Annotated in this window: 12 protein-coding genes; 5 read left to right on the top strand and 7 right to left on the bottom strand. The window is 68.5% G+C overall.

Translation table 11 applies throughout. From position 1 onward, the window contains the following. Nucleotides 1-4 precede the first annotated feature (4 nt). Nucleotides 5-1,630: a phosphoglucomutase (alpha-D-glucose-1,6-bisphosphate-dependent) gene (gene pgm / locus OHB24_RS39335; RefSeq protein ID WP_327636042.1), complete on the top strand. Its 1,626-nt coding sequence runs from the start codon at nucleotides 5-7 to the stop codon at nucleotides 1,628-1,630. Here pgm and OHB24_RS39330 read toward each other — a convergent pair. Both OHB24_RS39330 and OHB24_RS39325 read right to left on the bottom strand, forming a co-directional pair. Continuing rightward, nucleotides 1,627-2,001: a DUF3037 domain-containing protein gene (locus OHB24_RS39330; RefSeq protein WP_327636041.1), complete on the bottom strand. Its 375-nt coding sequence runs from the start codon at nucleotides 1,999-2,001 to the stop codon at nucleotides 1,627-1,629. The two genes, pgm and OHB24_RS39330, sit on opposite strands and share 4 nt — an antisense overlap. Next, complete coding sequence (locus OHB24_RS39325; RefSeq protein ID WP_327636040.1) at nucleotides 1,998-2,735, bottom strand: HipA family kinase; 738 nt, start codon at nucleotides 2,733-2,735, stop codon at nucleotides 1,998-2,000. The genes OHB24_RS39330 and OHB24_RS39325 overlap by 4 nt, the downstream gene beginning before the upstream one ends. A 34-nt stretch (nucleotides 2,736-2,769) precedes the next feature. On the opposite strand from OHB24_RS39325, the gene OHB24_RS39320 reads away from it, so the two are divergent. After that, a complete protein-coding gene (locus tag OHB24_RS39320) occupies nucleotides 2,770-3,819 on the top strand; it encodes a carboxylate-amine ligase (protein WP_327636039.1) in 1,050 nt (349 codons plus the stop codon). Here the strand turns inward: OHB24_RS39320 and OHB24_RS39315 are convergent. From OHB24_RS39315 to OHB24_RS39295, 5 genes are all read right to left on the bottom strand, one after another. Continuing rightward, complete coding sequence (locus OHB24_RS39315) at nucleotides 3,816-5,594, bottom strand: glycerophosphodiester phosphodiesterase family protein (RefSeq protein WP_327636038.1); 1,779 nt, start codon at nucleotides 5,592-5,594, stop codon at nucleotides 3,816-3,818. The two genes, OHB24_RS39320 and OHB24_RS39315, sit on opposite strands and share 4 nt — an antisense overlap. Before the next feature lie 124 nt (nucleotides 5,595-5,718). Then, a complete protein-coding gene (locus OHB24_RS39310) occupies nucleotides 5,719-6,441 on the bottom strand; it encodes a hypothetical protein (protein WP_327636037.1) in 723 nt (240 codons plus the stop codon). Nucleotides 6,442-6,487: 46 nt separating this feature from the next. Continuing rightward, nucleotides 6,488-9,145: an ABC transporter permease gene (locus tag OHB24_RS39305; protein WP_327636036.1), complete on the bottom strand. Its 2,658-nt coding sequence runs from the start codon at nucleotides 9,143-9,145 to the stop codon at nucleotides 6,488-6,490. Then, a complete protein-coding gene (locus OHB24_RS39300; protein WP_442913939.1) occupies nucleotides 9,142-9,858 on the bottom strand; it encodes an ABC transporter ATP-binding protein in 717 nt (238 codons plus the stop codon). The genes OHB24_RS39305 and OHB24_RS39300 overlap by 4 nt, the downstream gene beginning before the upstream one ends. Before the next feature lie 329 nt (nucleotides 9,859-10,187). After that, nucleotides 10,188-10,802 (bottom strand): hypothetical protein, encoded by a 615-nt coding sequence (locus tag OHB24_RS39295; RefSeq protein WP_327636034.1) that lies wholly within the window; start codon nucleotides 10,800-10,802, stop codon nucleotides 10,188-10,190. A gap of 58 nt (nucleotides 10,803-10,860) precedes the next feature. On the opposite strand from OHB24_RS39295, the gene OHB24_RS39290 reads away from it, so the two are divergent. From OHB24_RS39290 to OHB24_RS39280, 3 genes are all read left to right on the top strand, one after another. After that, nucleotides 10,861-11,271, top strand: a complete 411-nt coding sequence (locus OHB24_RS39290) for a hypothetical protein (protein WP_327636033.1) — start codon at nucleotides 10,861-10,863, stop codon at nucleotides 11,269-11,271. Between the two features lie 82 nt (nucleotides 11,272-11,353). Then, nucleotides 11,354-12,466, top strand: coding sequence for a GNAT family N-acetyltransferase (locus OHB24_RS39285; protein ID WP_327636032.1), 1,113 nt, complete (start codon nucleotides 11,354-11,356; stop codon nucleotides 12,464-12,466). Next, a complete protein-coding gene (locus OHB24_RS39280) occupies nucleotides 12,438-13,388 on the top strand; it encodes a potassium channel family protein (protein ID WP_327636031.1) in 951 nt (316 codons plus the stop codon). Before OHB24_RS39285 ends, OHB24_RS39280 begins: the two co-directional genes overlap by 29 nt. Nucleotides 13,389-13,454 lie beyond the last annotated feature (66 nt).

Below are 13,454 nucleotides of genomic sequence, written 5' to 3'. Positions count from 1 at the left end.
GGTCATGCACCCACGCGCAGGCCAGCCAGCACAGCCCGAGGACCTCGTCGACGTCGACGCCATGCTGGCGGCGTACGGAGACCTCACCCCGGACGTGGACAACCCGGCCCAGAAGGTGGTCTTCGGTACGTCGGGACATCGCGGCTCGAGTCTCGACAGCGCCTTCAACGAGGCGCACATCCTGGCGATCACGCAGGCCGTCTGCGAGTACCGGGCCGGCCAGGGTACGACGGGTCCGCTGCTCGTCGGCCGGGACAGCCACGGCCTCTCGGAACCGGCCTGGCGCACTGTGCTCGAGGTGCTGGCGGGTAACGACGTCCAGACGCTGGTGGACAGCGCTGACCGGCTCACGCCGACGCCTGCGGTGTCACACGCGATCCTGCGGCTCAACCGCGGCGCGGGCGCCGACGCGGACGGCATCGTCATCACGCCGTCGCACAACCCGCCGCGCGACGGCGGCATCAAGTACAACCCGCCGCACGGCGGCCCCGCCGACTCCGACGCGACCAGCTGGATCGCGAACCGGGCCAACCAGCTGATCGCGGGCGACAACCGCGAGGTACGCCGCAAGTCGTTCGAGCAGGCCCGTGAGGAGGCAGGGAACTACGACTTCGTCGGGCACTACGTCGACGACCTGCCGTCGGTACTGAACCTGGCGGCGATCCGCGACGCCGGCGTGAAGATCGGCGCCGACCCGCTCGGCGGTGCGAGCGTGGACTACTGGGCCGCGATCGCCGAACGGCACGATCTCGACCTGACCGTGGTGAACCCGCGGGTGGACCCGGCCTGGTCGTTCATGACGCTGGACCACGACGGCAAGATCCGGATGGACTGCTCCTCGCCGTACGCGATGGCCTCGCTGGTCGCGCAGCGGGACAAGTACGACGTGGCGACCGGGAACGACGCGGACGCGGACCGGCACGGCATCGTCACGCCGGACGCCGGACTGATGAACCCGAACCACTACCTGGCCGTCGCGATCTCCTACTTGTTCAGCAACCGCCAGTGGGGTCCTGACGTCGCAGTGGGCAAGACGCTGGTCTCGTCGTCGCTGATCGACCGTGTGGTCGCGGACCTTGGCCGGCGGTTGTGGGAGGTACCGGTCGGCTTCAAGTGGTTCGTCCCTGGTCTGGTGGACGGCTCGGTCGGCTTTGGGGGAGAGGAGTCGGCCGGTGCGAGCTTCCTGCGTTTCGACGGCACGGTGTGGACGACGGACAAGGACGGGATCCTGCTGGCGTTGCTGGCGAGTGAGATCACCGCAGTGACCGGTGAGACGCCGTCACTGGCCCACGCCAAGCTGGTGGAGCGGTTCGGTGCCTCGGCGTACTCGCGGGTCGACGCACCGGCCACGCGTGACCAGAAGGCGAAGTTGGCCGCGCTGTCGGCAGATGCGGTCACCGCGACCGAGCTGGCCGGTGAGCCGATCGTGGACCGGCTCACGCACGCTCCTGGCAACGACGCGGCGATTGGTGGGCTGAAGGTCACCACCGAGTCGGCCTGGTTCGCAGCGCGCCCGTCCGGCACCGAAGACCTCTACAAGATCTACGGCGAGTCCTTCAAGGGCGCCGACCACCTGAAGCAGGTCTTCGAACAGGCCCGCGAGGTCGTGTCGACCGCGCTTGAGGCCTAACGAACGAAGGAATCGAGCAACCGTTCCAGATCCGCGGCGGGGTCCTCGGTGATCCCGCTGTGGATCGGGCTGGGATGTACGACGGTACTGCGGGGCGCAGCGAGCCACCGGAACCGCTCGCTGATCGTGGTGCCCGCTGCCGGCCCACCAGCCGGCTCACCCGCACAAATCGCACGGATCTGGTCGAGCGCCGCGCAGACGACTTCGACGTCGACAGCTGGGTCCAGGGCTCGCAGGCGCTCTGGCTGAACGTCCCACCCGGCACCGAGGTAGTCCAGGGCTCGGCAGTAGAGCACTGCGCCCACGTTGATGAACTCGCCCCGCTGGATGCGCGGCGCGGCGCGCAGGATCACGTAGTCGAAAGGCTTCATGAAACACCTCCCGGCACCCAAGCGGGCCGGTTCTCCAACCGTGCCAGCAGGTGACCCAGGTACCGCTCCCGGTCGCCTTCACCGAGCCACTCGTCCGGCACGAGCCCGATCACCTCGGTCAGCAGCTCCGGCGTGATCACCGCAGCCAGCTCGGCATCCACCTTCGCCACACCAGGTATCGCAACGGAGAAGACGTGGTCGGAGGCGTCGTACGGCAGCGAAGCGAACCTCTCCGCGGACATCCACGAGTGGTGGAAGTACAGCGCGGCCCCGTGGTCGATCAGCCACAGGTTCTTGTGCCAGACCAGCAGGTTCGTGTTCCGCCACGACCGGTCGACGTTGGCGACGAACGCGTCCAGCCAGAGGATCCGGGCCATCGCGTCGTCACCGGGGTTGCCGGCCGATCCGTCGTACCCGAAGGAGCCCGGCAGGAAGTCCACGGCGAGGTTCAGCCCGGCGCTGCGGATCAGCAGTTCCTGGATCTCGAAGTCCGGTTCGGACTTGCCGATCGCCGGGTCGAGCTCGATCAGCTTCAGCTCCGGCACCCGCAGACCGAGCCGGCGGAACAGCTCACCGACGATCACCTCGGCGACCAGTGCCTTCGGGCCCTGCCCGGCGCCGTGGAACTTGATCACGTACGTGCCGAGGTCGTTGCCCTCGACAACTCCTGGCAACGACCCTCCCTCACGCAACGGCAGCACGTACCGGGTCGCGGTGACAACAGGCAAACTCACGCCGGAGAGCTTAGGCCATGGGTACCTGGGCGGCGTGAGGGTTCCGTCGTTCGGAGTAGAAGAAGAGCTACTGCTGGTATCCGCCACCGGTGATCCGCTGCCACGCAGCAAGGCAGTTGTCGCGGACCTGCCAGACGTAGAGCTGGAGCTGACGCGCGCCATGGTGGAGATCAACTCACCGGTGTGCACAACAGCGGCTGAGTTGCGGGGGCACCTGACGGATCTGCGTGCCAAACTCGCCGACGCCGCGGCCGAGGAGGGCGCACGATTGCTGGCGATCGCGGTGCCTCCGCAGGGCGAGGCGGCCCAGCCGATCACCAGGAAGGCGCGCTACCAGGAGCTGGCGCTGCGGTGGGGGCTGCTGGCGCGCGAACAGGGCGTCTGCGGGTGCCACGTCCACGTCGAGGTCCCGGACAAGCCCGCCGCCGTCAGAGCCAGCAACCACGTACGGCCATGGCTTCCGGCTCTCCTGGCCCTCACGGCGAACTCCCCGATCTATCTGGGCCGGGACACCGGCTTCGCGAGCTGGCGGTGGCTGATGACGACTCGCTGGCCGTGTGCCGGGCCACCGCCGTACCTGGAGTCGCCTGAACACTTCGACGCTCTGGTGAGCATGCATCTGGCCGCGGGCACGCTCATCGACGAGCGGATGGTCTATTGGGACATCCGCCCGTCGTCGCACCTACCGACGGTGGAGGTGCGGGTCAGCGACGTGCCACTGACCATTGACGAGACCGTGCTCCTGGCCACGCTGGTTCGTGCACTGGTGATGACGGCGTTGGAGGACGGCAGCCAGGGCCCGAAGATCGAGCCTGAGGTACTGCGAGCGGCGTACTGGCTGGCTGCCCGCGACGGCCTCACCGCGAACGGCCTGGACGTCCGCACGGCCGAACCACTTCCGATGGCCGAGATCTTGGACCGCCTGCGACGGCATGTCGAACCAGCGCTGCTAGAGCTCGACGCACTGGACCTGGTTGACGATGGACTCGACCGCGCGCTCACAGACGGCAATGGTGCGGTCAAACAACGCAAGGCGTTCCGTGAGGGCGGAGACTTTACCGCCCTCACGGAGGTCAAGCTCTAGCCGCGCAAGAAGTCCTCCAAGCCGTGGAGGTCGTCCGTGTTGATGTAGTCGACGTTGGCGGCGACGAGTTCGCGCCACAGGGCCTCGCGGGCGGCGCCCGGTACGTCGGGGGTGGCCCAGAAGCGGACCTTGTAGCCGGCGTGGTGGGCGTTGACCACGATGTCGTGCAGCTTGGTCTTCTCGTTCTCGGGCATCGGACCGACGCCCTGCCAGGTGAACACGTTCGTCCAGTTGTCGCTGACGAGCGGCATCAAGGACGCCGGCATCCCGGACGGCAGGTCGGCGAGGCGTCCGTCGTACCCGGCGTAGCGGAGCTTCTGCGCCTTCATGTCGTCCAGCGGGCGGTTGCCGCTGATGACCGAGGTGACAGCGCCCGTGAACACCCGTCCGTCGACGAAGATCGTGCTGATCCCGCGGTACTTCGCCAGCGCCTTGTCGACCGCGGCGTACGTCGACGGTCCGTCGCTCTTGATGTCGATCAGCAACTGGAATCCGCCGCCGCGCCTGTACACCTGACCGTGGTTCTCGCGGACCCGGTCGGCCAGCGGCTTCAGGTACAGGCTCTCCAGCGTGCGGCCGGGCTTGGCGTCCGCCAGGTCGTGGGCGACCCGGAGCTCACCGTCGATCAGCCACACGTCCGCCTCGACGCTGTTGAACCCACGGTCCAGCGCGTCCTGCAACGGCCGCCGGTGGTCGTAGTCGTTGTGCGCGTGCGCCGACGGCAGCGCCCGGACCGCCGGAGCGTCGTACGACTTCGGCAGCTTGAAGTGGTTGGCCCGCGCGACGTCCCGCACCCGGTCCGGGTAGTCGCTGATGATCCCGTCGACGCCCTTGTCGATCAGCGACTGCATCGTCGCCGGGTCGTCCACGGTCCACGGGATCACCTTCATCCCGGCCCGATGCGCCGACTTCACCATCTCGGCGGTGACATACGGCTTGTACGTCGGGTCGGTGACCTTCCCGTCCTGCGGGAAACCGTGCACCGGCGAGATCGCGGCCGCGCCGAACGACTTGGTCGCCTTGACCAGGTCACCGCCGAAGTCGTCGATGTCGATGCCGCCCAGCCACGGCGACTTGCCCGGCTGGCCGACCTGGAGGAAGTCGTAGTTCGTCAGCGCGACCAGCGGCAGCTTCGGCATCACCTGGCGCATCCGCATCAGCGAACCCCAGTCGAAGCTCTGGATCGTCACCTGCCGGGCGATGTTCGCCTTGCGGATCTCCTGCGCGACCACCTGGACGAACTGCTCGCGCGGCGCGGTCTCCGACGGCGCGCCGGCCTCGACCTTGGTCTCCACGTTCAGCTTCACGCCGTACGCGTGGAAACGGTGCACGAGCGCGAACACGTCCCGCAGCTCGGGCATCCGGGCACCCGGATCGGGCTGCTGGCCAGGGAAGTTCGGCAGCGTCTGCGAGCCGCAGTCGAGCTGCTTCACCTGGTTCAGCGAGAGCGTGTTGACGAACTTGCCGACGTACGGGTACTCCGGATCGCCCGGCGTGTACGGCGCGGTGTCGCGGCACTTGCTGCCCGTGACCTTGCGATCGTGGGTCACCACGGCGTACCCGTCCTGGGTGATCTGGACGTCGAGCTCGAGCGTGCTGACGCCGAGCTCGAGACCGTGCGAGAACGACGCGATCGTGCTCTCCACGGTCAGACCGAGACCACCGCGGTGGGCCTGGATGTCGAAGTCACCGCGGGTGGCGGCGGCCGGGGCGGCCGGAAGCAGCAGTCCGGCGATCAGCGCGCACGGGAGGAGTGCGCGGGGAAGGCGGCGCATGAGGGGGTCCTTCCGGAGGGGTTTGTGGGCGGACACAGCCGAGGCTGTCGTGCACAGGCATACCCATGTCCTCGCAAAGGTAGCCACCAAGTGGACCACCGGTTACCAGACGGCTACTGACGGCTCAGGGGGCGGAGGTGATCCGTCGTACCGACTGACTCTCCGCAGTGATGTGGCCGTCCTTGAAGGCCTCGTCCAGCGTGCCTTCGGTACGCCGGGTCAGCGTGACGTCGACCGGGCAGGTCGTGGCCGGCTTGACGCCGGGCGTCGGCGTTCCCGTGACCGGCCGGAGCGAGCCGGCGGGGATGCTGACCGACGTACGGCCAGGTTCCAGTTCGAGGCTGCCGGTCTGGATGCATTCGCCGGCCCAGGTGAGGATGGACTGCTGCTCGGACGGCTGGGTGTCGACGCGGACCGGGATCGCGGCCCGACGCGAGTACGTCGTACCGGCCAGGGGAGCGGTGAGCCGCACGCGTTCGGGCAGCTTCACCGTGGACCGCGGCGCGGAGTCGTCGTCCTTCCCGCGGGTCAGGTTGAACGTGATCTCGGTCCCCGCGTCGACCACGCCGTCCAGCCGACCGTCGTAGTCGGTGACCCCGGCGGAGCGGTGATGCTTGAGCTTGACGTCCTTGCCGCCGCCGGACGACGTGACCGACTCACCGTCGCCGAGCTCGACGAAGGTGAGCGTGCCGACGCGGTACGACGCACTCACGCTCGCCGCACCGGCCGTTTCGGGCAGCGTGACGACGTAGTTGGCGGTGATCCCACTGGTCCGGATGTCCTTGGACTCGACGGTCGAACATCCGGCCAGTACGACGACCAGCGCTAGGGCGGCGATTCGCTTCACAGCCAGCGACGCTAACAGCGCCAAGGGTTAGGGATCGTGCGTAGAACTACTCGTACTGGAGTGCCTCGAGCGGGTCGAGTTTCGCCGCGCGCCGGGCCGGCCAGATCGCGGCGACGATGCCGACGACGACCGAGACGACGGCGAAGGCGACCAGTTGGCCGACCGGAACCGTGAAGCTGATCTCGTCCAGCCGCGCAGCTAGCAAGGATGCGAGAACCAGGCCGAGGACGATCCCGATCACCGCGCCGATCAGCGCCGTCATCACGGACTCCTGGCGGATCATCCGTTTCACCTGCCCGCGGGTCAGGCCGATCGCGCGCAGCATGCCGAGTTCGCGGGTCCGCTCGAACACGGTCAGGACGAGGGTGTTCACGATGCCGAACAGGCTCACCAGGACAGACAGCGCCAGCAACACGTAGAGCACGTTCAGCAGGCTCTTGATGCCGTCGGTCTGGTTGTCCTTGAACTGCTCGATGGTCACGGCCTTGGCGTTCGGGAACGAGGCCAGGGCGGCGTTCAGCGCGGCGGTGTTCGCCGAGTTCACTCCGCCTTCGATGTTGAGGAAGCTGTAGAGGTTCTGCGGCTGCGTGGTCGTGGAGTCGAAGGTGCTGGTCGAGATCGTCACGTTGCCGAACGGCGACCCGCCCGCCGGCGGCTTGAAGATGCCGCGCACCGTGAGCTGCAGCAGCTTTCCTGTCACTGTCTGCATCTGGAAGGTCGAGCCCAGCGCCAGCGAGTGCTCGTCCGCGTAGCCGGAGTCGACGATCGCGCCGTTCGCCGCCAGCTCGGACAGCGACGCCTGGGATCCGGAGCGCCAGTCGAACCGGAGCAGTTTGGGCGCCGTCTCGTCGATCGCGGTGACCGAGATCGTCTTGTCGAACGCCTTGGCCTGCCCGGCGCGGACACTCGTCAGTTCGGTCACCCCCGGCAGCTTCTCGGCCGCCGCGGCCACCGTCGGCGGCAACGGGCTGAAGTTGTTCTGCGCGGTGAGCGCGTAGTCGGAGCTGGAGATCTTGTCGACCGCGTCCTCGAACGGCTTGATGATCCCGGCGCCGAGCGTGGCGACCAGCGTGACCAGTGCGAGCCCGATCATCAGGGCCGCGGCGGTGGACGCCGTACGGCGTGGGTCACGCCGGCTGTTCTGCCCACCGAGCGTGACCGCTGGGCCGTCGGGGAGTACGCCGGGGAACTCGGCCGGCCGCCGGAACAACCGGCGGATCAGCCAGAGCGGGAACAGAACGAACGGCCAGGCGATCGCCGTCAGTACGACGACCGACCAGCGCGCCACCGGATCCGACACGGCGGCCATCGGCCGGACGAGTCGCGCTGAGAACGACGCGATGCCGACGAACAGCAACAGGACGCCGAGACCGAGCAGGATCAGCAGCGTCCTGGTCGCCAGACCGTCGACGAACAGCCCGACGAGGATCGTCCCGATGCCCACCACGGCCACCACGACAGCACCTGCCGACCGATACTGGTGGAACCGCCCGGGCGGCAGAGTCGCACCTTCTCGGACGGCGGCGATCGGCGGTACGCGCGTTGCTCGCATGGCCGGTCGCAGACTCGCCAGCACGGTCACGACGACGCCGACGACGAGCGCGACGACGATGGTCCGTGTCCGGAACACCAGGCCGTTGTTCGGCAGGGTGAAACCGATCGCGTCGAACAGCTTGAACAGCCCGGTCGCGATCGCGAGCCCGAGGAACAACCCGGCGACGGCCGAGACGATGCCGGTCACCAGCGCCTCGAGGACGACCGTGCCGAGGATCTGCTTGCGCGCGGCGCCGAGGGTCCGCAGCGTCGCGAACTCACGGGTCCGCTGGGCGATCGTGATCGACAGCGAGTTCGCGATCACGAACGAGCCGACGAACAACGCGATCCCGCCGAAGACCAGCAGGAAGGTCTGCAGGAAGCCCAGGAACTCGCTCGTCCCGGCGGCGTCCTCGGCGGCCTGGTCCTCCGCACTGCGGACCTGGGTCGCGGGCGGCAGGATCTTCTGGACCGCGGCCAGCAACTGCGGCCGGTCGACGCCCTGCTTGGCGGCGATCAGGATCTGGTCGAGTTTCCCGGCCTTGTCGAACAGCCGCTGCGCCGTACCGAGGTCGAAACCGGCCAGGGTCGCGCCGCCGATGGACGAGACCGCCCCGAAACTGACCAGCCCGGCGATCCGCATCGGCTCCACCGCGCCGCGGGCCTGGACGCCGATCGTGTCGCCGGCCTGGAAGCCCTTCTCCGCGGCGGTTTTCGTGTCGATGACCACCTCGTCGGCTCCGGGCCAGTCGCCCTTGACCAGACTGAGCGAGTTGAACTGCGGCAGCGACGGATCGACGCTGAAGCCGAGGTTCGGTGCACCGCCGAAGACGATCGCCTTGCCGTCCTTGCCGATCAGCTGCGCCTCGCCGGTGACGGCTCCGTCGGCGGCGCCGACCTCCGGAAGGTCGCGGACCTTCTGCAGTACGTCGGCCGCGAACGGCGGCGCCGTCTGGGTCCCGTCGTCGGACAGGTCGAACGCGGGCTTCCCGGTGATCGCGGCGTCGGTGTTCTTGTAGTTCTGGCTGAAGATCGAGTCGAAGGCACTGGAGATCGAGTCGGTCAGGACGTACGTGCCGGAGATCAGCGAGACGCCGAGGACGATGCCGATCGCGGTCAGCGCCGTCCGTAGCTTGCGCGCGAGCAGTCCTTGCAGCGCGAACTTGATCACTGCAGGTCCAGCGTGTCGATGATCTGCAGGATCTCGTGCTGGCTGGACCGCCCGGTCTCCTTCACGATCTCGCCGTCGGCCAGGTACAGCACCCGGTCGGCCATCGCGGCCGCCTTGGCGTCGTGCGTCACCATCACCGTCGTCTGCCCGTACGTCTCGACCGAGGACCGCATCAGGTCGAGGATCTCGCCGCTGGTCCGGGAGTCGAGGTTGCCGGTGGGTTCGTCGGCGAACACCACGGTCGGCCGCGACACCAGGGCCCGCGCGATCGCGACCCGCTGCTGCTGACCGCCGGACAGTTCGGCCGGCCGGTGCGTGAGGCGATCGGCGAGACCGACCCGCTCGACCAGGTTGTCGAAGAACTCCGGATCCGCCTTCTCACCGGCGATCGTCAGCGGCAGCACGATGTTGTCCCGCGCGCTGAGCATCGGCAGCAGGTTGAAGAACTGGAAGATGAAGCCGATGTGCTGACGCCGGAGCTTGGTGAGCGCGTCGTCGCCGAGCGTCGTGATCTCGATGCCGTCGATCATGACCGAGCCCGACGTCGGCCGGTCCAGGCCGGCCAGGATGTGCATCAGCGTCGATTTTCCCGACCCCGACGGCCCCATCACCGCCGTCAGCTGCCCGGGTTCGATCTCCACGTCCACTCCGTGCAACGCACGGACCGCGGTGTCACCTTCGCCGTACACGCGCACGACACCCTTCGCGTGCACAACTGAGACTGTCCCCTCCATGGCCGATCGCCCTCCCCGGCTGATCAGCGGCCCCCCAGTCGACCGGTCAACAACTTCGTGTCGAGTCTGCCCGTGTTCCGGACAGATCGATAGGGGGTTTTCCCGGGCTGGACCCTGAGCCTGCGGGGAGTGAAGGGTGCCGGACCGGGAAGCGCCTCACGGCGCGTGGCCGCTCGTAGCGGCTTAATTTGGGACCCGGGGCTTGCACCGGCCCGACACATCGAACAGTGTAGCGGGTGCTCAAACCCCTTGTCCTGTGGGGATTCCAGGCCGCGAGACGCCATAACACCGGTTGACGCCGGACGCAACTACCAGAGGTTTCCGGCGCGTTCGGCGCGTGCCGCGGTCTGCAGCTGATCAGCGGTCTCGACCAGTTTCGACGCAGACAGCACCTGCTCGTGGCCGTCGTCGGCCAGATGCGCCCGGCCGGTCGCCACGATCCGCGCGAACGCGGCCGCGCGCTCCAGGGTGGTCGCGAAGTCACCGGTCGCGACACCCCGCAGTACGGCGTCGACCATGTCCCGCACCTCGGCCGGACCGGGCGGTTCGGCGACACCCGCGACGACCGCGTGCACCTCGGCGTACTTGCGGCCGCCGGCGAACTCGCGGGACACCGCCTCGGCGTTCGAGTGCACCCAGGACCGCAGGACGTACAGCCGCCAGAGCGCTCCCGGCAGCGAGTCGGCGGGGGAGTCGGACCAGAGTTCGGCGAGCTCGTCGAGACCGTATTCGTCGGCGAGTTTCACCACCCGGGCGTGCACCTCGGTGTCCTCGGACTTGCGCACCCCACGGACCAGCAGTTCGGCGGTCCGGTGCGCGGCCTCGGTCACGGTCGCCGGATCGGCGGCGCCGGGCAGCGACTCGAACAGCTTGTTACCGGGCAGGATCGGCCGGCGCGGATTGGGGGTACTCACGGCCTCCATGGTGCCTGACCGCAGGAACCTCCGCATGCCGACCCGGTCCGGTCAGTACGCTCGACGTATGGCGGGCGGAGCGGGTGGAGCGGCTGGTGCAGGCCGGAGTGGGAAGCTGGCGAAGAACTTGGTGAAGTACGGCGTGCGGTACGGGCCGCTCGTCGTCGAGGCGGTCCGGCACGGCCGGGAGCCCGCGCAGCAGGCGGTTCAGGCTGCCTGGGCGAAGCGGACCGCGCGCCGGAAGGCGGTCGAGCACGCTCTGACCGTGCGCGACGGCTCCTTGCTGAAGGTGATCAAGGACGGCCGGGCGATCTTCTTCGTGTTCTCCGGCGACGCGATCGTGACGACGTACCCCGCCGTACCCCAGAGCAGCTATCCGGAGCTTCTGCGGCACGCGGACCTCGACAAGCGCGAATCCGCCGTCGCCCTGGCCGCACGCAAGCAGAAAATCCTGCCGAAGGTCCGCCGGAAACGTTGACGCGGGCGTAACATTCCGGACCCGGCCGGGCAACAGGCGGGACGCACAGTGGAAGGACGTTTCCACGAGGGAGGGCGTCCGCATGCTCTGGAAGATCAGGACCGAACTCGCCGACCGGCCCGGTGCGCTGGCCGAACTCGCTGCACGGTGTGGTGCGGACGACATCAACATCCTTCACCTGGAGGTCTTCACCTCCGAGACCGGCGCGGTCGACGAGCTGGTCGTCTCGACCGGCGTCGGCTGGACCGCCGACGACCTGACCGCGCTGGTCGCGGAGGCCGGCTGCGGCCGTACGACGGTCCGCCCGTGCCAGGCCGACGTACTCCATGACGCGCCGACGCGGTACCTGCGCGCCGTACTGCAGCTGATCGACGACCCGGTGTCGGTCGACGACGAGCTGGGCAACCTGCAGGGGTTCGACGAGTACACGCCGGCCGAATGGGCCCGCGCGGACGTGCTGGTCGAGATCGCCGGGCGGTTGGCCGAGCGACTCGACACGCCGGAGGGCCCGCGGCCCGGTAGCGGCGGCGTACCCGAACTGCGAACCGCGACCGTCGAGGACGCCGACGCGGTCGTCGCGATGCACGAGCGGTGCTCGTACGAGAGCCGCACCCGGCGGTACCACGTGCCGATGCCGAAGCTCACCTCCCGCACCGCGCGGCACCTGTCCGCGCCGGCCGGCGGCGTGTCGATCGTCGCGTGCGTCGACGACGCCGTGATCGGGATGGCGACGGCCGCGCCGTGGGAGGAGTTGGGCAGTACGACGATGGAGGTCGCCGTACTGGTCGAGGACGGCTGGCAGGGACAGGGACTCGGGCTGCGGCTGCTGCGCCAGGTGGTGGGTGAGGCCCGCGCACTCGGCGCCGACCGGGTGGTCTGCATGGTGCAGCCGGAGAACCACGCGATGCTCCGCACCCTCGAGCGGTTGCGGATGCGGTCCCGGGTGATTCGGGACGGCGACAGTCTGATGGTGAGTGTCGCACTGACCGACCGGAGCCTGTCGCATGCAGTGGATCGGCCGCCGGTGGAATATCGTCTGAACCGTGCCACCCCTTCCCACCGGCCGCAACCCGCACGGCCTGCTGGTCAACCTGCCCGCGAGCACTCGCTCGCCGCTCTTTCAGCTCTTCAGCCGATTTCTGGTCGCGCTGGGGCTGCTGACCCTGATGGTGCTGATCGTGGTGGTCGACCGTGACGGGTACAAGGACAGCTATGACGGCACAGTCGGGCTGATCGACAGCATCTACTACGCAACCGTCACGCTCACCACGACCGGGTACGGCGACATCACTCCAGTGACACCGACCGCCCGGCTGGTGAACGCCTTCATCGTCACCCCGTTGCGGATCGCGTTCCTGGTGGTTCTGGTTGGTACGACACTGGAAGTGCTGGCCAACGAGGGTCGCCGGATCATGCGCGACACGCGCTGGAGGAAACGGATGAAGGACCACACCATCGTCGTCGGCTACGGCACCAAGGGCCGCGCCGCCGTGCAGACGCTGATCAGCAACGGGGTGAAGCGGGACAGCATCGTGGTGATCGACCCGCGGGCCCAGGCGATCGGTGACGCGGGCAACGATCAGATGGCCGCGTTCCACGGCGACGCGACCAACCGGACGGTACTGCGTCGCGCCGAGGTGATGACCGCACGCGAGGTGATCGTGACGACCGACCGGGACGACTCGGCCGTCCTGGTGACGCTGGCGGTGCGGCAACTTAATGCGGACGCGCACATCGTGGTCGCGGTCCGCGAAGAGGACAACGTGCCGCTGCTCCGGCAAAGCGGCGCGGACGCCGTCGTCACCTCGTCCGAGGCGGTCGGCCGGCTGCTCGGCCTGTCCGCGGTCAGCCCGAACCTCGGCGAGGTGATGGAGGATCTCCTCACGTACGGCGAAGGTCTCGAGGTCGCCGAGCGCCCGGTCCTCGGCCGCGAGGTCGGCAAGCCGCCGTCCGCCGTACCCGACCGCGTCGTGTCCGTGGTCCGCGACGGCAAGGTGCACCGCTACTACGACTCGAACGTCTCGGTCCTGGCCGCCGGCGACAAACTCATCGTCGTCCGCCCCGCCAAGGAAACCCCCTGGGCCGAACGCCCCGGCGCCGACGAGGACGACGAGTAGCCCTTCCGCCGTACGCCAGTCCTGCTTAGAGTCGGAATGCCTGGGGGACTGGTTCTGGCAGGGGGC

The sequence above is a fragment of the Kribbella sp. NBC_00482 genome, from assembly GCF_036013725.1.
In the GTDB taxonomy this organism is placed as follows: Bacteria; Actinomycetota; Actinomycetes; order Propionibacteriales; family Kribbellaceae; genus Kribbella.
Note: the sequence above shows the minus strand (reverse complement) of the source record. Positions and strands in the feature narration are given on the sequence as shown.

Excerpts from the sequence above, each read along its gene's own strand:
- OHB24_RS39285 (WP_327636032.1), top strand. The coding sequence starts at position 11,354 with ATGCTCTGGAAGATCAGGACCGAACTCGCCGACCGGCCCGGTGCGCTG.
- OHB24_RS39295 (WP_327636034.1), bottom strand. The coding sequence starts at position 10,802 with ATGGAGGCCGTGAGTACCCCCAATCCGCGCCGGCCGATCCTGCCCGGT.
- OHB24_RS39280 (WP_327636031.1), top strand. The coding sequence starts at position 12,438 with ATGGTGCTGATCGTGGTGGTCGACCGTGACGGGTACAAGGACAGCTAT.
- OHB24_RS39315 (WP_327636038.1), bottom strand. The coding sequence starts at position 5,594 with ATGCGCCGCCTTCCCCGCGCACTCCTCCCGTGCGCGCTGATCGCCGGA.
- OHB24_RS39290 (WP_327636033.1), top strand. The coding sequence starts at position 10,861 with ATGGCGGGCGGAGCGGGTGGAGCGGCTGGTGCAGGCCGGAGTGGGAAG.
- pgm (WP_327636042.1), top strand. The coding sequence starts at position 5 with ATGCACCCACGCGCAGGCCAGCCAGCACAGCCCGAGGACCTCGTCGAC.
- OHB24_RS39330 (WP_327636041.1), bottom strand. The coding sequence starts at position 2,001 with ATGAAGCCTTTCGACTACGTGATCCTGCGCGCCGCGCCGCGCATCCAG.